At 50.5% G+C, this 21,477-nt stretch carries 19 protein-coding genes; 4 read left to right on the top strand and 15 right to left on the bottom strand.

What is annotated here, in order from left to right; translation table 11 throughout:
• Positions 1-25: 25 nt before the first annotated feature.
• The 15 genes from ACW5W4_RS10860 to icd form a co-directional block, all read right to left on the bottom strand.
• Positions 26-1,195: a nucleotide sugar dehydrogenase gene (locus ACW5W4_RS10860; protein WP_456689370.1), complete on the bottom strand. Its 1,170-nt coding sequence runs from the start codon at positions 1,193-1,195 to the stop codon at positions 26-28.
• A gap of 68 nt (positions 1,196-1,263) precedes the next feature.
• On the bottom strand, positions 1,264-1,566 hold the full coding sequence (locus ACW5W4_RS10855; RefSeq protein ID WP_456689388.1) for a dTDP-4-dehydrorhamnose 3,5-epimerase family protein: 303 nt from the start codon (positions 1,564-1,566) through the stop codon (positions 1,264-1,266).
• Positions 1,567-1,626: 60 nt separating this feature from the next.
• A complete protein-coding gene (locus ACW5W4_RS10850) occupies positions 1,627-2,724 on the bottom strand; it encodes a sugar transferase (protein ID WP_456689369.1) in 1,098 nt (365 codons plus the stop codon).
• A 389-nt stretch (positions 2,725-3,113) separates the two neighbouring features.
• Complete coding sequence (locus tag ACW5W4_RS10845; protein ID WP_456689368.1) at positions 3,114-4,010, bottom strand: glycosyltransferase; 897 nt, start codon at positions 4,008-4,010, stop codon at positions 3,114-3,116.
• 117 nt (positions 4,011-4,127) lie between these two features.
• Positions 4,128-5,060, bottom strand: a complete 933-nt coding sequence (locus ACW5W4_RS10840; RefSeq protein ID WP_456689367.1) for a glycosyltransferase family 2 protein — start codon at positions 5,058-5,060, stop codon at positions 4,128-4,130.
• Entirely contained in the window at positions 5,057-6,220 is a 1,164-nt protein-coding gene (locus ACW5W4_RS10835; protein ID WP_456689366.1) for a hypothetical protein, read from the bottom strand. Before ACW5W4_RS10835 ends, ACW5W4_RS10840 begins: the two co-directional genes overlap by 4 nt.
• Positions 6,213-7,058: a glycosyltransferase family 2 protein gene (locus ACW5W4_RS10830; protein WP_456689365.1), complete on the bottom strand. Its 846-nt coding sequence runs from the start codon at positions 7,056-7,058 to the stop codon at positions 6,213-6,215. The genes ACW5W4_RS10835 and ACW5W4_RS10830 overlap by 8 nt, the downstream gene beginning before the upstream one ends.
• A 5-nt stretch (positions 7,059-7,063) precedes the next feature.
• Complete coding sequence (locus ACW5W4_RS10825; protein WP_456689364.1) at positions 7,064-8,209, bottom strand: polysaccharide pyruvyl transferase family protein; 1,146 nt, start codon at positions 8,207-8,209, stop codon at positions 7,064-7,066.
• A gap of 50 nt (positions 8,210-8,259) precedes the next feature.
• Positions 8,260-9,624 carry a Coenzyme F420 hydrogenase/dehydrogenase, beta subunit C-terminal domain gene (locus ACW5W4_RS10820; RefSeq protein ID WP_456689363.1) on the bottom strand — a complete coding sequence of 455 codons (1,365 nt, stop codon included), beginning with the start codon at positions 9,622-9,624 and terminating at the stop codon, positions 8,260-8,262.
• Between the two features lie 16 nt (positions 9,625-9,640).
• The gene (locus ACW5W4_RS10815; RefSeq protein ID WP_456689362.1) at positions 9,641-11,158 is read right to left on the bottom strand and encodes a lipopolysaccharide biosynthesis protein; all 1,518 of its coding nucleotides are present in this window, start codon (positions 11,156-11,158) and stop codon (positions 9,641-9,643) included.
• A 106-nt stretch (positions 11,159-11,264) separates the two neighbouring features.
• Complete coding sequence (rfbC, locus tag ACW5W4_RS10810; RefSeq protein ID WP_456689361.1) at positions 11,265-11,813, bottom strand: dTDP-4-dehydrorhamnose 3,5-epimerase; 549 nt, start codon at positions 11,811-11,813, stop codon at positions 11,265-11,267.
• Positions 11,814-11,875: 62 nt separating this feature from the next.
• Positions 11,876-12,754, bottom strand: coding sequence for a glucose-1-phosphate thymidylyltransferase RfbA (rfbA, locus tag ACW5W4_RS10805; protein ID WP_456689360.1), 879 nt, complete (start codon positions 12,752-12,754; stop codon positions 11,876-11,878).
• 113 nt (positions 12,755-12,867) lie between these two features.
• Positions 12,868-13,755, bottom strand: coding sequence for a dTDP-4-dehydrorhamnose reductase (gene rfbD / locus ACW5W4_RS10800; protein WP_456689359.1), 888 nt, complete (start codon positions 13,753-13,755; stop codon positions 12,868-12,870).
• A complete protein-coding gene (rfbB, locus tag ACW5W4_RS10795; protein WP_456689358.1) occupies positions 13,755-14,840 on the bottom strand; it encodes a dTDP-glucose 4,6-dehydratase in 1,086 nt (361 codons plus the stop codon). Before rfbB ends, rfbD begins: the two co-directional genes overlap by 1 nt.
• 537 nt (positions 14,841-15,377) lie before the next feature.
• Positions 15,378-16,631, bottom strand: coding sequence for an NADP-dependent isocitrate dehydrogenase (icd, locus tag ACW5W4_RS10790; RefSeq protein WP_456689357.1), 1,254 nt, complete (start codon positions 16,629-16,631; stop codon positions 15,378-15,380).
• 403 nt (positions 16,632-17,034) lie between these two features.
• On the opposite strand from icd, the gene ACW5W4_RS10785 reads away from it, so the two are divergent.
• From ACW5W4_RS10785 to ACW5W4_RS10770, 4 genes are all read left to right on the top strand, one after another.
• Positions 17,035-18,156: an ABC transporter substrate-binding protein gene (locus ACW5W4_RS10785; protein WP_456689356.1), complete on the top strand. Its 1,122-nt coding sequence runs from the start codon at positions 17,035-17,037 to the stop codon at positions 18,154-18,156.
• Between the two features lie 115 nt (positions 18,157-18,271).
• Positions 18,272-19,324, top strand: coding sequence for a FecCD family ABC transporter permease (locus ACW5W4_RS10780; RefSeq protein WP_456689355.1), 1,053 nt, complete (start codon positions 18,272-18,274; stop codon positions 19,322-19,324).
• Positions 19,317-20,087, top strand: coding sequence for an ABC transporter ATP-binding protein (locus ACW5W4_RS10775; protein ID WP_456689354.1), 771 nt, complete (start codon positions 19,317-19,319; stop codon positions 20,085-20,087). Before ACW5W4_RS10780 ends, ACW5W4_RS10775 begins: the two co-directional genes overlap by 8 nt.
• 76 nt (positions 20,088-20,163) lie before the next feature.
• Positions 20,164-21,393: an MFS transporter gene (locus ACW5W4_RS10770; RefSeq protein WP_456689353.1), complete on the top strand. Its 1,230-nt coding sequence runs from the start codon at positions 20,164-20,166 to the stop codon at positions 21,391-21,393.
• Positions 21,394-21,477: the final 84 nt, after the last annotated feature.

Here is a 21,477-nt window from a genome sequence, read left to right as displayed (position 1 = left end):
CGTCTGCGCGCGCCCCATGTACGGGTTAGTCGCTGCCAAACAGATCGCGGGTATAGACCTTGTCCGCCACATCGGCCAGCTCGCTGGCCATGCGATTGGAGAGGATCACATCGGAGATCTGCTTGAACTCCGCCAGGTCGGTGATGACCCGGGAGTTGAAGAAGCTCTGCTCCTTGAGGGCGGGTTCAAACACCACCACCTCTATGCCCTTGGCCTTGATGCGCTTCATCACCCCCTGAATGGCGGAGGCGCGGAAGTTGTCTGAGCCCGACTTCATGATCAGGCGATAGACCCCGACCACCCTGGGACGACGACGAATGATGGAGTCGGCGATGAAGTCCTTGCGGGTGGTGTTGGCATCGACGATGGCCCGCACCAGGTTGTTGGGCACATCGTCGTAGTTGGCCAGCAACTGCTTGGTGTCCTTGGGCAGGCAATAGCCGCCATAGCCGAAGGAGGGGTTGTTGTAGTGAGAGCCGATCCGTGGATCCAGCCCCACCCCTTCGATGATCTGGCGACTGTCCAGGTCATGGGTCTGGGCATAGGTGTCCAGCTCGTTGAAATAGGCGACCCGCATGGCGAGATAGGTGTTGGCGAACAACTTGATCGCTTCGGCTTCCGTGCTGTCGGTCAAGAGCAGCGGCACATCCTGCTTGATGGCTCCCCCTTGCAAGAGGGCGGCGAAACGCTCGGCTCGCTCGGAACGCTCACCCACTATGATGCGCGAGGGGTACAGGTTGTCATAAAGCGCCCGCCCCTCTCGCAAAAACTCGGGAGAGAAGATGAGGTTGTCGCACCCCAGCTCCTCGCGTATCGCTTTGGTATAACCCACGGGCACGGTGGACTTGATCACCATGACGGCCGTCGGATTGATCGCCATCACATCCCGGATCACCGCCTCCACCGAGCGGGTGTTGAAGTAGTGGGTGTCGGCATCATAGTCGGTCGGCGTCGCTATGATGACGAAATCCGCCCCCTGATAAGCCTGATGCTTGTCCAGGGTCGCCGTCAGATTGAGGGGGGTGTGGGTGAGATAGTGCTCCAGCTCGTTGTCTGCGATGGGGGACTTGCCCTGATTGATGAGCGCAACTTTCTCTGCCACCAGGTCGAGAGCGACCACTTCGTTGTGCTGGGCAAGCAGCACGGCATTGGACAGGCCGACATAGCCGGTTCCCGCTACGGCAATTTTCACCATGGGATTACCTGATTGATTAAATTAAGGTTCTGACTCTGAGCTGGCAATTGTGCCACAAGAACACGGACTTACCCTAATTCAGGGTGGCAGAAGCAGGGTGCCTTGGCATCCTTGGCGGACAGACGCAGCGCCACCCCAGCCAACAGAGGCCAATCGATGGCCAGGGCGGGGGAGTCCCAGCGCAGGGTCTGCTCCCCGGCGGGATGGTAGTAATCGCTGCATCGATAGAGGAGATCGGCGACCTCGCTCAGCACATAGAAGCCATGGGCAAAGCCGGGAGGGATCCACATCTGGTGATCGTTTTCCTCTGACAGGAGCTGGCCGACCCACTGGCCATATGAGACCGAATCGGGCCGCACATCCACCGCCACATCGAAAAAGGGCTCGTCCCAACTGGCCACGAGCCCCCAACAACAGGATCCGCATCGGGATTACCGCGCGCCAAAACCTGTGAGTATGGTGCGGATGGTCTTGAACACGATAAGCACATCCAGCCAGAGGGAGAAGTGCTTGATGTAGTAAAAATCGTGTTCGATCTTGATGCGGGTGTCATCGGCATCGGCGGCATAACCGTGCACCACCTGCGCCCAACCGCTGATCCCGGGCCGCACGATATGGCGGTACATATAAAAAGGGATCTCCCGTTCGAACTGATCGACGAAGGTGCGCTGTTCCGGCCTCGGTCCAATGAGACTCATGTCCCCCTTGAGGACGTTGAAGAACTGGGGCAGCTCGTCGATACGCAGCTTGCGGATCACCTTGCCCACCCGGGTGACGCGCATGTCGCCATCCTGAGCAAACTGGGCACCAGCCTTTTCCGAATCCTTGCACATGCTGCGAAACTTGTAGATGCAAAAATCCTTGTTGCCCTTGCCGACCCGATTTTGCAGGAACATCACGGACCCTGGGCTCTCCAGCTTGATCAAGACTGCCGTCACCAGCATCAAGGGGGAGAACAACGGGATGGCGATCAACGCGGCCAGTATGTCCATGCCCCGCTTGATGAAGGCATAGATGGGGGACGGCAACAGGGAGCCGAGCTGGTTTTCGTGCAGATGGTCGATCTTCACCCGACCGGTCAGGGCCTCGCTGATCTGCTTGATGTGATAGACGGGGATATGCGCCAGGGCGCAGCGCGCCAGGAAACGCTCCCACTCACCCGCCAGCTTCTCATCCCGAAGGTCTGCCACCACGGCGTCATAGCGCACGGCACCGAGATCGGGTTTGTCCAGCAAGCGCCACTGCACGCACGCGTGCTGGGTCAAGGGCTGATAGTCGCCAAAGGGCAACAGCGCATACTTGGGGGTGCGGTAGCGGCGACCGATAAAATAGACCAGCCAGCAGCAGAGCAAGGCCACCAGATATGACTCGAACAATACCTGACGACTGTAAGGTAAACGCAGGAAGAAGAGGATCCCGACCAAGGCACCATAGAGGGTAGTCACCGTGGGGATCATATAGGCCACCGGGCTAGCGCCCGGATAGCGCAGGAAGCGATGCAACACAATTCCTGTCAGCAGAAACGCCACGAAAGCCCCTGCCAAGGTGTTGATTCTTACCGCATCAAGTCCTTCCCAAAACTCCCAACCCCAGCGTTCGATGGCAGGTAGACAAACAGCAAGCAAGGCCCCGAACAGGAACAAGGAGGGAGGGCTGAATAACACACGCTCATACCAGCGTGAGTGACGACGTTGAAATGACAAGGACGACCCCCAGAAAATAAAGAATTAGAATATACGTATCTATACATAAAACCAAACAGAACTACAGTTGTGTATTCACTTGGCAACATAAATACATATACAGTCAAGACATGAATCTTTATTCGAGTTTATAAAGAATGATTCACAAAATAGCACTATATCCTGTGGTAAACAGGCAATATAGAGCTAAGGTTAAAAACACAACACACTAGCAATCAGAAAACGTTAAACAATAAAACCAGAGCCAGAGCCAGTCTGTCACGTAACCGACGCCTTAGTTTATTAACCCTAAAGAAAAGATATAAATTACCTCTGTATTTCTTTGCTAAACCGAATTTGAATATTGCAGTTTCTTGCAACTCCAAATACTCAGCGATATTCATTACTTGTTTACGATACCATTTTGACCTAATTAATAAAAGCCGTTTCTTGGCTGCTTTAATATTGTTATTAGTACCGACCTGGTTATGAGCATGTTGCCGATAGCGCATCATTGGTTCTGGATCAATAAACCAACGATATCCGCGACTACGTGCAAAAGCATAAATAAGCCAGTCATGCAACTCGATATCATCACCAATTTCTTTATAGTGCACAAGCAACCATGTCTTAAATTGTATGATTACATCTCGTTTAAAAACATAGGTACAACCAGGACCTGCGGCTTCAAATAAAAAATCCCATTGTTGTTGTGGTTGTGCCTTGTCAATCAAGGCTTCACGACCATCCTCCCAAAAAGCCGTCACATTGGCAGAATAACAATCATATTGTTGAAGTTTTTCGATAGCCTTGGCTAGTTTATTTTCTGGCCAAATATCATCTTGGTCACTAAAGGCAATATAATCATAGTCACTTAACTCAGTATCTTTTAATAGACGATAAAAATTTTTTCCAGCACCACCGAAACGTTCGCCATAAGCTAACAACCTAACATTAGTATTTTTTTCTGCATAATCACTACAAATAGCAAAAGTACCATCATCACTTAAATCAATACTAATCACTATATCGACTATTGCATTAGCTTGTTGAATAATGGTGTCGAGTTGCTCTGGTATCGAATTAAAGCCATTGTATGCAGCAAGTAAAATTAGCGTTTTGTTATTTGTCACGTATTGACCACTCTAATTATTGCATGTTAGAAGTGATAATTAACCACCAAGTGATATTTAAATATTAACGAAATACCTGATCACTCAGGTTTCTATTTCCTTCGGTAATCATAGATGCTAGATATTAATAAAGTAAAGTCTAGTGACGATATCCCTTATAAGAGATGATTTATATCTAGAAAAACAAAAAACCAATTTCATTCTACAAATGAAGGAGGTAGTTTCATTTAACGAAACTATATATCTCATAACTTTGATTTCTTTTGGCGAAAGCATCTTCAATTCATCAACAGATAAAGATTTCTCAAATAAACTTAATTGAAGAACTGTACTCTTTAGATTATTTCTACTTCTTGTGAAAATGCTTGGAATTGACAATAGTGATAGTTTTTTGGTGGCACCTATAGCATTGTTATCATGTTGTCTGTATCCTGCGGTACATTCAGGAATAACAACTACATTTTTATATAATGAAGCAAATAACAAAGCCCACCAATCGTGCATCACGATTTCATTTGAGTAAGTATCAATCATTCGATTAACGACTTTATTATTAATCAGCATCGAACAACCTGGTGCACAATTTTGCAGATATAGATTGCTAATCTTGCAAGCCCAATCATAAGGAATTGATTCGTTCTCAAAAAATGTCTTCCCTATATATTCCCCTTCTGAACCGATTAATTCTAAGTTAGAGTAGATTACTCCTGGACAATTCTTATTCAGCTTTGGAATGTTTTCAATAAAAACAGATATTTTATTATTAAACCAAATATCGTCTTGGTCACAAAAAAAAACATAATCCATATCTTTACAATATTTAAGACCATTAAAAAAATTTGCTGATGGCCCATGTTCTATCGACGTATTCTCTATAAAAAGTACATTTTTGTACTTTTTAACTAATTCAACTGTATTATCGGCAGAACCATCATCTGTAACGACAATCTTACTTATAAGATTGTAGCTATCATTAGTGATGATGGATTCTATTTGCGCCTCAATAAATTTTGAACCGTTGTATGTAGCAAGTAATATAGCAATATTCATCTAGCACCACGCAATGAACCAGAGTATTTCAACGAAATAAAAAAAACAATTACTAATGAAAAAATAAAAATTGGCATAATTATAACATTAAAAAAAATCATGAACAGAGAAAGTGTAGATAGTAATATCACAGTGATATTTCTAAAAATTCCACGCGACAGGATTGCAACAAAAAAATAAATACTAGCGTAGTACAATACATAAATTGTTATACCGAGATAACCAAGAGAAACATAAACTGGAGTTATCGCAGACGATACATTTAAATTATCAGATAATAATAACACTTTTATCGGATAATCACCGAGGTGCTTGGAAATCGTCTGGGGTAAAAGTTCAAAAGATATAACATTTACTATATTTGCAATATTTCCAATCTGATTATCATGTATATTTAATATAAAATTAGATAATGGTGACGTTATATATAACCAAAACCAGAAAACACTAACGGGCAAGCCTGTGTTTTTAAACTGATCTGAAGCATGACCTGCCGTCAAGATATAGTCTTGTGCTTGCGAATAAGGTACATCCATAATGTTTGACATTCTCCATGTACCCAACAAGCCAAAAACGTAACCAAAAAGAATAATAAATATAAATACTAAAATAATATTTTTTGCGCGAACTCTAGATAAACTCAAATAAACAAACACCGTTGAAATACACACAAACAACATTAAAAATCTATTTAAAATCAAAAAAGAAATAACTAAAGAGATAATAATCCACCATTTTAACTTCTTATTGTATGAATAAATTAGACTTGAAATGATTGATAAAACAAGCATTGAGGAAACCAATGCGACATGAATGATAGGTGCTCCAAATTCAGTATAATCAACTTGTCCTAAAATAGGTACCCCATATAATAATAATTCTATCAAAATCAAAAAAGAAACCACACAGCCTAAATAGTTTGTTTTTTTTGAAAAAACTAAAACCTTTGACACATCAATCTTGGTCAAAGTGCTTAGTTTAAATTCAAACCATAAAAAGCCCAATATAAAATTTAAAAAAACAAAATACAAGCCAGGATATAAACCTATCAAATCAAGCTCGTAATATTTATCAGAAAAAGGCAACAGATAAAGAAAATAAGATAAACAAAAGGAGGTTGAAATAATAAAAAATGGATTTAACACTAGATATTTAATCATTTCTCATTTTCACACTTAAATATTGCTTTAAAGGAATTATACTAGCAAACTTTAATGATAGTTTTAAAGCATTAATAAATGTTAATTCCTTAGCAAGCCTCAACGAAGTCGACATCATAAAGGCTATCCAGTTTAAACTAGTCCTGCCTCTCCATTTTCTCGACAACTCAATATAACCTTCTGATTCACGGTCAGAAACTCTAATAAAGCTAGAGGTTCTATTAACAACATAATCAAATCTTTGAATTTTATAACCGTCTCCATTACTTAACGCTCGTAAAATAAAGTCCCAATCCTCCAATGAATTTAAATTGACATCAAAACCATCCAGCGCACTAAAAATATTTCTTGATATCATAAACCCAATATCTATGTCATTACCAAACAATACATCCTTAAAGCTAAATTCGCCAAACAATTGACTTTTTGGTATGCTTATTGTATTAAAATCATCATATTCAATGAACCGACCAGAAGAAATTACAACATATTTACCACTCTGAATGACCTTCAGCATATTGTTAAGTCTGCCTGGCAAATATATATCATCATCATCAAGAAAGGTGATGTATGTACCTTTAGCGATACTCACACCATAATTACGAGTGCTTGCCGCACCATGCTTGCCAGGATTAGTGACAAAGACCACCGGATATGATTTTGCAATATTGAGTATTTCATTGGAAATAGGGTTATCTGTATCATTTACAACGATAACTTCTAGCCCTATCACATTTTGACTCAATACCGAATATATTGCCCTTGGCAAAGTATTATTGCGATTACAAGTTGGAATAATTACCGAGAGTATGATTTCACTATCAACGTTAGTTTGCATTATTATTACTCAAGTGCATCTTTCAAAAACGCCAGTGAACCAATACGCAGCTCGGCGAGTTTGGTGTTAACGTTGTTATAATCGATAGGTTTGCACTCAGCAAAGAATGGCGCAAGTGATTGTTGCTCATCACACAAACGACCTTCAATCCCTAAACTAGCCAACAGACTTTGCAAGCGAGCTAGACCTCGATCTTTATTGGCAAAGCAGATAAATTCTTTATTGAATAAAATTGCCAAGCATACACAGTGAAACGAATCTGTAACTACAAACTTACTGTCACGAATTTTAGCTAACCAGTCGGCGACAGGGATATAACGATAACCAGCCTCACTCTTTTGGTAGTAGATATCTTCAGTTGGTGCCTGCAAAATATCCCCGATATGTTTAATAGCGCTAATAAATACGGTATCAACATCCAGTTTGTAGTAAACCACATTTTCACATTGTATGCCCACACCAGCCTTTGCTATCACACGCTCAAAAAATTCTACCCCATTTAATAAAGTAGGATCGAGTACATGTTGTGCAGTAACATCAAAATTTTCTCGACAAATAGTAACGCCAGATTGTTCGCGAACTGAGATCGCATTGAACTTGGTCATCGCCTTGCGAACACGGTCACTCAGTATAGAGTCACTTGTTTCTTCCCATTTATCCACTCCAAAACTGGCGGCATAAGAGATACGCTTAACAGAGTCTGGCAAAAAAGATAAAAAATATGCTGCTACATCCTGTTGCTTGTTCACAAACATACCGGGACGCCAAACTTGATCACTACCCACCACGACAGCTACGTAGGTCGTACCAATCGTATTTAACTGGGTTGAGGCGGTGTACGTCTGGGCGCTGCGGGCAATCCAGGTTGTGCGAAATTGTTCAAATACTTCACTTCCAGTGACTTGGGACTTTATGTAGACTTTTTTACCCAATAGACGTTTGAGAAATGACTTAACCCCTAACGCCGCCAAAACAGCGACCAATCGCTGACGTAGTGTTTTTTTCTGCTCAATTATTACAGGTATGAAATCAATATGCTCTGCGTTATAACCAAATTGCGTCACGACATCAGCCAATGCGGCGGCTTGCAACACAGCACCATAGTTATGATCTGAGTAATGGAAGTTTAACAATCCAATTTTTTTATTCAAAGCTTAAATCTCACATCATATTAGTTTAAATAATTGCCATAAAAATAAGATTAAACACCTACAATCTTATTAACTCTCCGCAATATGGCTCGCTGATAATGATTGAACCTTGTAAAAAGCCTTAACAAATATAAATGTTTTTTCATTCTAGCATCAAACATTGATGCAGATTTTTCTTCCTTCCATACCTCTAGACTTTTCCTGCGAGAGTTCATACGCATAGATTGGATTAGCATTAATAATGGAGAAATTAATTTGGTATTAAATCTTTTAGGAGGTATAACACGGCTATCGGTTCTGCCATGTTTTATCCGATACAATAAACCATCATGTCGATGATTATAACTACCTTGCTGTGATGCTAAAAACATATTTTCTGATAACTCTTCTATCACTAAAGCACCATTAATAAAGCCAGATTTAATGATATCATCAGCTAGCAATGAGCGAGTTACGAGTACATTATGCCCACGGCCATCTCGTACATATGGTTCTAACCAAGCATCCCCAACAGATAAGTCGGCTAGTTCAGTTGTCACATCATCACAATAATCACAAGCGTTGGCTTTAAATAAACCAGTACCCCACATATCGCCAACATTACGCATTTTAATGGTTTTCTGGTTATTATTTTTATCTAAGCAACCATATGCATAATCTGCAGCGGTACTATTATGATCTTTAATTCTAAACTCGGGCTGACTAAAGTCCTTTACAGAAACACCTGTTTTGCTGGCTAAATATTCTGCAAAAAAAGCACTTTTTACTCCCCCGCAAATAATACCTATGATAAAACCAACTTTATCGTTAAAACTAGGATCGTAAACTTGTGCAAGTCGGATAGCTTTAACAAAGCAGGCTACACCAACAATAGCCACTTTACCATTTAACTTGGCTATATCTTTCAAAACATCAGCAAGGGTAACCGGATAATATTTAGTCTTTGCAGCATCAACCAACTCATCAATTGAACTAATGATCGTATATTGGTAATGCTTTGTAGCTTGTCCATTTTTAACTGAAATAACATGCTGAACTTCGCCACGGCGCATTAATTCAGTTAGCGTGTAAGTGGCAATGCCACCAGAGGACGAAGTTAATCGATGCTCAACTGAATAGCCCGCATAGGTATTAATATAACGACCGATTTTATCATGTTGATTATTTGCTTGTGTTAAAAACAACTCGGAAATCTCATTTTCCGTTTTAACCTTGTCATCAGGCTTGGGATTAAATGGGCAAACTTTAATAGCATTCTCATCTACCTCGTACAAATCATCAAAATTTGCATTATAAAAACCAAAGTCATTCATCTTCATGTTAATAGCGCCGGTTTTACATTGTGCTGCACACATTCCACAACCGATACACATATCATTTTCGACCACAGCTTTTATCATAGCTTTGCTATTCATTCTTTCACCAACCTAATTATTTTAGAATGTTCTTAATTTTATTAAAAACAAACTTTCGCTCTTGGTCATCAATGCCTATTGTTAGTACAAATAACAACACCACCGACCAATGAAATATACAGCTAACGACAAACCCTATAAACATTTCTCCATCTAGGGATGGTATCGCATTTGCAATAAGCAATGAGAACCCGAAAACCATTATGACTTTATTAAATAAACTTTTAAATTTATCGACTATCCCAGGAAATAAGTTTGACATTAAAAAAACTCGCGCAAATAAAGCCGCGAGAGATATTAAGATACTAATCCACATTGTCACTTGTGCATTATATCCCAAGTTTAAAAATATATATGATAATGGTAAGTTACACAATATAACTCCCCCAACAACCATCTGGTATTTTTTTATTTTTCCTGTTGCTTGAAATGCAGTCATTAATGTACCAGATAATGATATAACTAATGAGTCAATGATAACTAAACGACAGAATTCAGTTGCATGTTCAGGCAACATACCTAACCAAGTTTTTAATATTAGTTCTGTTTGTAACAAAAATGGAATGGATAAGAAATACAATAAAAAGAAACAGTATCTAGCACCAGAAAAGACCAGTTGTAACATATACTCATGGTTGTCATTAGCGTATGACTTTACAATCTGAGGATTGATTGACATCTGCAAGCTACTTACAAAACCAGTGATAGCGCTATTGACTTGAAAAGCAATGGCACGCGCTGCGTTGACCGTTGCACCAAAAAATAGGTTCAGTAAAATGTTAATCCCTTGGTTAGTCGCTACCGCAGCTACATTACCAAATAAGTTCCAACCGGTATAACTAAACAAGGTTTTAAATAACTCGGCATTCCAATACCAACTAAATCGAGTTACCGCAAACTGCCAGCGGGCATAGATATAATAACAACCCAAGACCAGTAGACTCACCACGGCCAGCAACAACGCATACAGTTGCAGCTTGTCGCCATCATGCGCATCCAATAGAAAAACTACTGTTAGTTTAAGCAACACATCAACAATGCTGATATAAGCAAAAGCGCTCATCTTCTCATGAGCGATAATCGCTGCGTTATAGGGCACACCCAGCACAGTGCAGCAAAACGAGAATAAGGCGCACTGGAATACCCAATTGGCTGCCACTAAGCGATCGGGCGGGATCACCAACTGGGTATTGACAAACCACAGCCCCAAGGTTTGCGCCACAAAAATCACAATGAGTACAATAAACCAATGAATATTGAGGCTCATCTTAAACACCTTGGCTAACTGCTCAAGGTTATTTTTTCCCAATTCAAATGCCAAAAAACGCTGAGAGGCAGAAGACATAGCACCACTTAAAAACGCCATCATGGTCACCACTCCACCGACAACGTTATAAATTCCGAAATCTTCCACCCCCAAATTATTGAGGACCACACGCGAGGTATAGAGGGTTACGCCAAGGGTTAACAGTATCCTAAAATAAAGAAACAGCGTATTTTTAACAATCCGCCGATTGTTATTTGAGTTCGTCATTCATTTCAACTTTCATATTAGCAAGAGTGTTTTCATTAATCACCCTCCCGTTTTTACATAAAAAATGCCCACATTATTTACTTTTATCGCATGGGCATCAGTAACATCAGTTGAACAAAAGTGCTGAACTAAAATTTACCGCCTCTTGATCTTTCTTCGATAGGCTGACTTCACCTTCAATCGGCCACTCAACCCCTACTTGCGGGTCATCCCAACGGATTGAGCCCTCACTCTGTGGTACATAGTAGTTCGTCGTTTTATACAAAAACTCCGCGGTTTCGCTTAAGGTCACAAACCCATGAGCAAATCCTTCCGGGATCCACAATTGCCGCTTGTTTTCCCCAGAAAGGTGAACCCCAACCCATTGCCCGAAGGTCGGTGAGCTTTTGCGAATATCTACCGCCACATCGAACACTTCACCTGCAACACACCGAACCAGCTTTCCCTGAGCGTATGGTGGCAGCTGGTAGTGCAATCCACGCAACACGCCTCTCGACGATTTCGAGTGATTGTCTTGCACGAAGTTAACCGGATAACCCACTGCCTCTTCGAACAGCTTGTGGTTGAAACTCTCAAAGAAAAAGCCACGCTCATCACCAAATACTTTTGGCTCAAAGATAAGCACGTCTGGAATCGCTGTCTTGATTACATTCATCTGTCTATCCACATTTAATTTAATTTTTATGGGGGGAGCATATTCCTTCCCCCCATATCACATCAGGCTTTGGCAACCATTCTTAATAAATATTGTCCATATGCATTTTTTGCCAACGCCGCGGCAAGTTCACGGACTTGGTCAGCATTGATAAACTTCTGGCGATAAGCAATCTCTTCCGGGCACGCGACTTTCAACCCTTGGCGTGTCTCGATGGTCTGAATAAAGTTGCTCGCTTCAATCATGCTTTCATGGGTGCCGGTATCAAGCCAGGCATAACCACGGCCCATCATGGCCACCGACAAGTTTCCTTGCTCAAGGTAAATGCGGTTGACATCAGTGATCTCCAGCTCGCCACGGGGAGAGGGCTTCAGGCTCTTGGCAATATCCACCACGCTGTTGTCGTAGAAATAGAGGCCGGTGACCGCATAGTTGCTCTTGGGCTCCAGTGGCTTCTCTTCCAGTGAAATAGCGATGCCCTGTTTATCAAACTCCACGACCCCATAACGCTCGGGGTCGTGGACGTGATAGGCAAAGACGGTGGCACCGCTCTCTTTTCTCGCCGCCGCCTCCAGCTGCTTCTGCAGGTCATGGCCGTAAAAGATATTGTCCCCCAGCACCAGCGCACAGGAGTCTGAGCCGATGAACTCCTCACCCAGAATAAAGGCTTGTGCCAGGCCATCCGGGCTGGGTTGCACCTTGTATTGCAGATTCAAGCCCCACTGGCTGCCATCGCCCAGCAACTGCTCAAAACGAGGCGTATCTTGCGGTGTGCTGATGATCAAAATATCGCGAATACCGGCCAGCATCAGGGTGCTGAGCGGATAGTAGATCATCGGCTTGTCATAGATGGGCAGCAACTGCTTGCTCACCGCCATGGTGACCGGATAGAGACGGGTGCCAGAGCCACCGGCCAGAATAATGCCTTTACGCTTGGTCATGATGCTTGTTTCTTGTTCTTAAATTGCAAAAGAAAAGGGTGGCTTGAGGCCACACCTTTTGCATTTGATCCCTGCCAGCCAGGGATGCATTCAATACATCCCTGGCCAGTGATTTACTTGCCCAGGATCTCGGTCAACATCCGCTCCACTCCGACGGTCCAGTCCGGCAGTACCAGATCGAAGGTGCGCTGGAATTTGCTGGTATCGAGTCGCGAGTTGTGAGGGCGCTTGGCCGGCGTTGGAAACGCACTGGTCGGTACGGCGTTGACTTGCGTGACCGCCAGTTCAACCCCGGCAGCCCTCGCTTTGGCAAACACCAGCTGGGCATAGTCAAACCATGTGGTGGTGCCGGAGGCGATCAGATGGTAGAGCCCCGCCACTTCGGGCTTGTTCTGCGCCACTCGAATCGCATGAGCGGTGCAATCAGCCAGCAACTCGGCACCGGTCGGGGCGCCGAACTGGTCATTGATGACCGACATTTCGCTGCGCTCTTTGCCAAAGCGCAGCATGGTCTTGGCGAAGTTGGCACCGCGGGCAGCATAGACCCAGCTGGTGCGGAAGATCAGATGACGAGCGCAGAGTGCTGCCGCCTGTTCTCCTGCCAGCTTGGTTTCACCATAGACATTGAGTGGGGCGGTCTGGTCGCCCTCAGTCCAGGGCCGCTCGCCACTGCCATCGAACACATAATCGGTGGAGTAGTGCACCAACCAGGCACCCAACGCCTCGGCTTCTTTGGCAATTGCTGCAACACTGGTGGCATTGAGCAGCTCGGCAAACTCCCGTTCACTCTCGGCCTTGTCAACTGCGGTGTGGGCGGCGGCATTGACGATCACGTCCGGCCTAACCAGACGTACCGTTTCGGCCACACCGACCGGGTTACTGAAGTCGCCGCAATAGTTGGTGGAGTCGAAGTCGACGGCGGTGACGAGACCGAGCGGCGCCAATGCCCGTTGCAACTCCCAACCTACCTGACCATTCTTACCAAATAGCAGAATATGCATCAGGCACGCTCCCCGTAGTTTTGCTCGATCCAGGACTGGTAGGTACCGCTCTGGACGTTGTTAATCCACTGTTGGTTATCCAGATACCACTGCACGGTTTTGCGAATGCCAGACTCGAAAGTCTCCTCTGGCTGCCAATTCAGTTCGGCGCTCATCTTACTGGCATCGATGGCATAACGACGGTCGTGGCCGGGGCGGTCGGTCACATAAGTGATTTGATCGCGATAGGAACCCGCTTTCGGCACCATCTCATCGAGCAGGTCGCAGATGGTGTGAACGACCTCCAGGTTCTGCTTCTCGTTGTGGCCACCAATGTTGTAGGTCTCGCCCACCACACCAGTGGTCACCACCTTGTAGAGAGCACGAGCGTGATCTTCCACATAGAGCCAGTCACGGATCTGGTCCCCCTTGCCATACACAGGCAACGGCTTGCCATCTAGGGCATTGAGGATCACCAGCGGGATCAGTTTTTCGGGGAAGTGATAGGGGCCGTAGTTGTTGGAGCAGTTGGTGACCACGGTCGGCAGGCCGTAGGTACGGCGCCAGGCGCGCACCAGGTGGTCGCTCGATGCCTTGGAAGCAGAATAGGGGCTGCTGGGGGCATAAGGGGTGGTTTCGGTAAAGAGCGGCAAGGCCTCGCCAGGGGTAACTTCATCTGGATGGGGCAAGTCGCCATACACTTCATCGGTGGAGATATGGTGGAAGCGGAACGTCGCCTTGCGCGCCTCCTCCAGGCTATTCCAATATGCACGGGCGGCTTCCAGCAGCATGTAGGTGCCGACGATATTGGTCTCGATAAAATCGGCAGGGCCGGTGATGGAGCGATCGACGTGGCTCTCTGCCGCCAGGTGCATCACCGCATCCGGCTGATGCGCGGCAAAGACCCGGTCCAGCTCGGCGCGGTTGCAGATATCCACTTGTTCGAACGCATAACGCTCACTGGCCGATACCTCTGACAGGGACTCCAGATTGCCCGCATAGGTGAGTTTATCCAGATTGACAACAGAGTCGTTAGTGTCCTTTATGATATGACGAACGACTGCCGAGCCGATAAAGCCAGCTCCGCCAGTGACGAGTATTTTCATAGATATGCTCTTGAATAAGAATTAATGCTGAAGTGAGATCGGCTGTGGATATCTGCCTGGTGCAAGCGAAGCACCTAATCCGTATATTGCAGCGGTAACCCCGAATGCCATAGCTACCGCCCCTGAGTTACAGCCCCCAGTTTGCTGCTTTTGACCGGATTGTGTGCGTGCAAGGATCATGGTGTTGACCTCAAGTGACGCTTAGCACTGCAGGAATTCGCATCGGGAACTCAGAGATGAGCTGATGCGCTCTGGGCTCTGGGCTCTGGGCTCTCCATGAAAAACACTCATGGACAGTCGTTAAAACAGCCTCGGATTCTATCACTTCCCTCCCGCCAAGAGATACCGAAAAGCAAATTGCCAGGGCCCGTTTGGTCGATTAACCCTCAACTAATAAGGTGTCATTGGAATCCAACTTTATCCTCGACCGATGTATTGCCTCTACTCAGCCAGGAAGGCGCCTTCCTTTGGAACCGGCTAACGAAAAGAGGCAGCCATCGGTGATGGTTGCCTCTTAATATCAACTTAATCAATAGATTACATCTGATCGATCATGTCCTGAGCGAACTGGGAACAGGAGCGCAGGGTGGCGCCTTCCATCAGTCGCTCGAAGTCATAGGTGACCGTCTTGTTGGCGATGGCGCGCTCCATCCCCTTCACGACCAGATCTGCCGCCTCAACCCATCCCAGGTGGCGCAGCATCATCTCGGCGGAGAGGATCAGCGAACCCGGGTTGACCTTGTCCTGGCCGGCATATTTCGGTGCGGTGCCGTGGGTGGCTTCGAACAGGGCAACGCCGTCGCCGATGTTGGCGCCAGGGGCGATGCCGATACCGCCGACCTGAGCGGCCAGGGCGTCGGAGATGTAGTCGCCGTTCAAGTTCATACAGGCGATGACGTCATACTCGGCCGGACGCAGCAGGATCTGTTGCAGGAAGGCATCGGCGATGACGTCCTTGACGACGATGGTCTTGCCGGTTTTCGGGTTCTTGAAGGAGCACCAGGGGCCGCCGTCGATGAGCTGGGCATCGTACTCTTTCTGGGCCAGGGCATAGCCCCAATCCTTGAAGGCACCTTCGGTGAACTTCATGATGTTGCCCTTGTGCACCAGGGTCACGGAGTCGCGGTCGTTGTCGATGGCGTACTCGATGGCGGCGCGCACCAGACGCTCGGTACCCGCCTTGGACATGGGCTTGATGCCGATGCCGCAGGACTCGGGGAAGCGGATCTTCTTCACGCCCATCTCGTTTTGCAGGAAGGCGATCACTTTCTTGGCTTCCTCGCTGTCCGCCTTCCACTCGATGCCGGCGTAGATGTCTTCGGCGTTCTCGCGGAAGATCACCATGTCGGTCAGCTCGGGGGATTTGACCGGGCTGGGGGTGCCCTGGTAGTAGCGCACCGGGCGCAGGCAGACGTAGAGATCCAGCTCCTGACGCAGGGCCACGTTGAGGGAGCGGATACCGCCGCCGACCGGGGTGGTCAGCGGGCCCTTGATGGCCACACAGTATTCACGGATGAAATCCAGGGTCTCGGCCGGCAGCCAGGCGCCTTCACCATAGACATGGGTGGACTTCTCACCCGTGTAGATCTCCATCCAGGCGATCGAACGCTCGCCTTTGTAAGCCTTCTCGACCGCAGCGTTGACCACGTTCAGCATGGCCGGGGTCACGTCAACGCCGATACCATCCCCTTCGATAAACGGAATGATGGGGTTGTTCGGCACGTTCAGCTTGCCATCGGCTGCAACGGTGATTTTCTGACCCTGGGTCGGGATTACTACTTTGCTTTCCATCGGCATCTCCTAACTTCCGTTTGTTATCAATCTGATCATTTCGCGCGGCCATCTTAGCCCATCCCTTTACATAATCAAATGGCGAGCACGCAGCGCGGGCCATAGTCGCGCACTGGATCACAATGCACCCGGGCCAGGATAAAGCAGGAGACGCGCCCACGCTTTACCCCCTCCCCCGGCGACGCCCAAGCAGGGCGCCCCGATGCCAGTCGGCGTCATCTGCTGGATGAGTTGAGCCATAACAAGACCCATAGGGAGCACACATTGCGTCAGCGCCGCGCAAATGCTGTGCCTGAGGGGAGAGGGAGAGGACAAACCATGCAAAACCCCATTGCGTTTTGGCGATGAAATAGTAATAGTTCTCACTTTCCTTTTTCCGTCCATCCCCCGAGGTTCCAACAAGATGTTTCGTTCCCCCCTGGCAAGGCTGCTGCTGCTTGGTCAGCTCACCCTGATGAGCTGGATGGCACAGGCCGCCGCCCCCGTTGAAGTGGAAGATGTGATGGGCCGCAAGGTCTCACTGAGCCTGCCCGCGAGCCGCATCGTGCTCGGATTCTATCCCGAGGATTACCTGGCCGTGGCCGGTGAGGGGGGCGCCGATCGCCTGGTGGGCATGTCCCGTGGCTGGTTCGTCAAGTCACGCCCCGCCATCTGGTCTCTCTATGTCGCCAAAGAGCCGCAACTGGCCAAGGTGCCGGACCTTGGCAACGTGCAGGATCAGAGCTTCTCCATCGAGAAGACGTTGGCGGTCAAGCCCGATCTGGTGATCCTGGCCCAGTGGCAATACGAGGCCCTGGCCCCGGATCTGCCGCGCCTCGAGCAGGCGGGCATCCCTGTGGTGGTGGTGGACTACAACGCCCAGACCCTGGCCCGCCACATGGCGAGCACCCTGCTGCTTGGTAAGCTGACCGGCCAGGAGGCCCGCGCCCGCAAGATGGCCGACGAGTACCAGGCCAAGATTGAGACCATCACCTCGCGCATCGCTGCCGCGAAGCGCCAGCCGCCCCGGGTCTACATCGAGCTGGGGGACAAGGGCCCGGCCGAGTACAGCTACACCTATGGCAAGGACATGTGGGGCGCCATGGCGCTGCTGGCCGGGGGTGACAACGTCGCGGCCCCCTTCGTCGATCGCTGGGGCACCATCCATCCGGAGCAACTGCTGGCGAGCAAACCGGAGGTCATCCTGATGGCGGGCTACGAGAGCGTGAGCAGCGCAGAGGCGATGCAGGTCGGCCAGGACATCTCCGCCGAGACGGTGCGCCAGCGCCTGCAGGGCTTTGCCGCCCGTCCGGGCTGGCGCGATCTGCCCGCGGTGCAGCAGGGTCGCCTCTACGCCGTCTATCACGGCGCCACCCGCAGCATCATGGATGCCGCCCTCATCGAGTTCATGGCCAAGGCGCTCTACCCGGATTTGTTCGAAGATCTCGACCCCCTGGCCACCTATCAGGGCTTCTACCAGGCCTATCTACCCATTCGCCCAGAAGGCACCTTTATGCTGGGGATAAACCCGTCCCAGGCGAACTGAGTCCCGAGCCGCAGACCACTGCGGCTCGCGCTGCCGTCAAGGCAGGCAACGCCTTCGCCCTCGCTTGTTACCCACAGGGCGCTTCATCAAGAGCGCCCGCGTCAGGATGGTTATCATGAATGATTTGGCTGCCCTCCAGCAGACCCTCACCCGTCAACGGCAACGGGAGCGCCGCCGCTGGCACTGGCTGGCGCTGCTCAGCCTGGTGCTGTGCATTACCCTGGTGCTCGACATCGCCACCGGCCCCTCCCTGCTGCCCCTTGGCGAGGTGATCGATGCCCTGCTCTCCCCCGCCCAGGCGGACGCCATGACCCGCACCATAGTCCATGACATGCGCCTGCCCATCGCCCTGATGGCCCTGGTGGTCGGCGCGTCGCTCGGCCTTGGCGGCGTGCAGATGCAGACCCTGCTGGACAACCCCCTGGCCAGCCCCTACACCCTGGGTCTCGCGGCCGCGGCGGGCCTTGGCGCGGCGCTGGCGCTCTATACCGGCGGGCTCGGGCTGCCGCCCCTGGTCACCATTCCGGCCGGGGCCTTCATCCTGTGCATGGTGGCCGCCTGCCTCTTGTTTGGCCTGGCCATGATGCGCAACGTCAGCAGCCAGACCCTGATCCTGGCGGGCATCGCCCTGCTGTTCCTGTTCCAGTCCCTGCTCTCCCTGCTGCAGTTTCTCTCCTCCCCCGAGCTCAACCAGCAGATCATGTTCTGGCTGTTTGGCAGCCTGATGCGCACCACCTGGGATGCCCTGGCCATCACGGCCGCCGTCACCCTGATCTGCACCCTGCTCATCTATCGGGACGCCTGGGCCCTCACCAGCCTGCGTCTGGGGGAAGCCAGGGCACGGAGCCTGGGGGTCAACGTGGACAGGCTGCGCATGAAGACCCTGATCCTGGTCGCCCTGCTCACCGCCACCGCCACCAGCTTCGTCGGCATCATCGGCTTCGTCGGCCTGGTGGCCCCCCACATAGCCCGCATGCTGGTGGGAGAAGATCAGCGCTTCCTGATCCCGCTCTCCGCCCTGTGCGGCGCCTGCATGCTGTCGGCCGCCTCGGTGCTCTCCAAGTCGATCATTCCGGGGGCCCTCTTCCCCATCGGCATCGTCACCGCGCTCATTGGCGTGCCCTTCTTCATCTGGCTGATCCTCGGCAGGGGGCGTAAACGTGCTTGAGATATCCCGACTCTCCCTCTCCCTCGGCCAGCAGACCCTGCTGCGGGACCTCGACCTCACCCTGCAGCCGGGCCAGGTCCATGTGATCATCGGCCCGAACGGGACCGGCAAGACCTCCTTGCTGCGCACCCTGTTTGGCGAGCTGACCCCGGCCTCCGGCGAGATCAGCCTGGCCGGCCAATCGCCGCGCCAGATGACCCAGGCAAAATGGCGCCAGCAATTTGGCTACATGCCCCAGAACATCCAGCTGGAGCTGGATCTCAGCGTCATCGAGGTGGTGGTACTGGGGCGCCTCGACAGCCTCTCCATGCGCCTCGCGGACGAAGACATACTGGCGGCCGGCCGCGCCCTGCAGGCCCTTGGCATCGCCCATCTGGCGGATCGCCCCCTCTACTCCTTGAGCGGCGGCCAGCGCCAGATGGTGCTGTTTGCCCAGGTGCTGCTGCGCGACCCCCGCATCATGATGCTGGACGAGCCGGTCAGCGCGCTGGATCTGCACCACCAGATGCAACTGATGGAGCACCTCTGCCAGCAGACCCGGGCCCAGCAGTGGATCACCCTGGTGGTGCTGCACGATCTCAACCTGGCGGCCCAGTTTGCCGATCAGCTGATCGTGCTGGCAGGGGGCGATCTGCAAGCCTTCGGCCCCCCCGCCCAAGTGCTCGACGCCGCCCTCATCGAGCGGCTCTATCAGGTGCCGGTGCAGATCAGCCACGATCAGAGCGGCATCCCCTTCCTTCGTACCGTGCGCAGACAATCATGATGGCCATTAGAGCAAGTGCCCCGAGCCGCAGCCCGCAGCATCGGGCGCGCAGGTCCCACACTCGGAGCAATGGAGCATGAGCCGCGCCTCCTACTGGCGGGACTGGCAGGGCATGAGCCCGGCCGCCCGCCTGCTCATCACCAATGGCCTGGCGTTCAACCTCGGCTTCTACATGATGCTGCCCTTCCTCGCCCAGCACATGGGCAGCGGGCTCGGCCTCGCCGGCTGGGCCTGCGGCCTGGTGATGGGGATGCGGGTCTTCAGCCAGCAGGGGCTCTTCCTCTTGGGGGGGACACTGGGGGATCGCATCGGCTATCACCCTGCCATCGTCTGGGGTTGCCTGGTGCGATCGGTCGGCTTCCTGCTGCTGGGCTGGGCCGAGTCCCTGCCCATACTGCTGTTGGCGGCGACCCTGACCGGCTTTGCCGGGGCCCTGTTCACCCCCTGCGCCCAGGCCTATCTGGCCAGCGAATGCGGCACCCCGAGCCAGCGCCAGCGCGCCTTCGCCCTTCACAATCTCGCCAGCCAGGCGGGCATGCTGCTCGGCCCCCTGGTCGGTCTCACCTTGACCCAGCAGAGCTATGCCCTGACGGGTATTCTGGCGGCGAGCCTGTTCGCCCTGCTCGGGGTGTTGCAGTATCGGGTGCTGCCCAAACGCCCGGTGGCCAACCAGAGCCCGCGCGGCGCCATACTGCGCCAATGGGGCACCATTTTGCGCCAGCGCCCCTTCATGATGTTCACCCTGCTGGCAGGCAGCTACCAGATCCTGTTCCACCAGCTCTATCTCGCCCTGCCCGCCCATATCCAGAGCCTGCCGGACGCCACCGAGCTGCTCGGCGGCGTCTTCACCCTCTCGGCGGTGATCGGCGTCCTGCTCCAGCTGCCGGCCTCGCGCCTGGTGGAGCGCCACCTGGGGGTACCGCTCGCCATGGGGCTGGGCATCGGGCTGATGGGGCTGAGCTATCTGGCCCTGCCCCTGCTGGCCCCCTGGTCGACGGCGGGGGTCTTGGCGCAGGTGGCCCTGCTCTCGCTCGGCTCCATCCTCTGCTTCCCCCTCTTCGCCGCCCAGCTGCCCCGCTACGCGCCCCCCGACCAGCTCGCCAGCTACTACGGCTTCTATGCCAGCGCCGGGGGCTGCATGGCGCTCTTTGGCAACCTGCTTATCGGCTTTATGCTGGGGGGCGCAGGCACCCGCCCCGTCACGGCCATCTGGCTGCTGCTGGCCCTGGTCGGATCGCTGGCCGGGCTCGGCCTCTACACCCACCTCAGAGCAGCCGTGACCGCCGGCACCACCTCTTCCCCGTGATGAGCACAACAACATGCTCATGACCCTCCATGAAGATGGGCGAGCCGCAAGAGATGAGGCAGATCCCAGCCCCGAACAGCTGGG

The organism is Aeromonas crassostreae, from assembly GCF_054052445.1.
The sequence above is the reverse complement of the archived record's forward strand: the minus strand, read 5'-3'. Positions and strand labels throughout refer to the sequence as shown.

Coding starts and splice junctions, on each gene's coding strand:
- rfbD (WP_456689359.1), bottom strand. CDS start 13,755: ATGCATATTCTGCTATTTGGTAAGAATGGTCAGGTAGGTTGGGAGTTG.
- ACW5W4_RS10840 (WP_456689367.1), bottom strand. CDS start 5,060: ATGAATATTGCTATATTACTTGCTACATACAACGGTTCAAAATTTATT.
- ACW5W4_RS10780 (WP_456689355.1), top strand. CDS start 18,272: ATGAATGATTTGGCTGCCCTCCAGCAGACCCTCACCCGTCAACGGCAA.
- ACW5W4_RS10770 (WP_456689353.1), top strand. CDS start 20,164: ATGAGCCGCGCCTCCTACTGGCGGGACTGGCAGGGCATGAGCCCGGCC.
- rfbB (WP_456689358.1), bottom strand. CDS start 14,840: ATGAAAATACTCGTCACTGGCGGAGCTGGCTTTATCGGCTCGGCAGTC.
- rfbC (WP_456689361.1), bottom strand. CDS start 11,813: ATGAATGTAATCAAGACAGCGATTCCAGACGTGCTTATCTTTGAGCCA.
- icd (WP_456689357.1), bottom strand. CDS start 16,631: ATGGAAAGCAAAGTAGTAATCCCGACCCAGGGTCAGAAAATCACCGTT.
- ACW5W4_RS10835 (WP_456689366.1), bottom strand. CDS start 6,220: ATGATTAAATATCTAGTGTTAAATCCATTTTTTATTATTTCAACCTCC.
- ACW5W4_RS10820 (WP_456689363.1), bottom strand. CDS start 9,624: ATGAATAGCAAAGCTATGATAAAAGCTGTGGTCGAAAATGATATGTGT.
- rfbA (WP_456689360.1), bottom strand. CDS start 12,754: ATGACCAAGCGTAAAGGCATTATTCTGGCCGGTGGCTCTGGCACCCGT.
- ACW5W4_RS10860 (WP_456689370.1), bottom strand. CDS start 1,195: ATGGTGAAAATTGCCGTAGCGGGAACCGGCTATGTCGGCCTGTCCAAT.
- ACW5W4_RS10830 (WP_456689365.1), bottom strand. CDS start 7,058: ATGCAAACTAACGTTGATAGTGAAATCATACTCTCGGTAATTATTCCA.
- ACW5W4_RS10815 (WP_456689362.1), bottom strand. CDS start 11,158: ATGACGAACTCAAATAACAATCGGCGGATTGTTAAAAATACGCTGTTT.
- ACW5W4_RS10785 (WP_456689356.1), top strand. CDS start 17,035: ATGTTTCGTTCCCCCCTGGCAAGGCTGCTGCTGCTTGGTCAGCTCACC.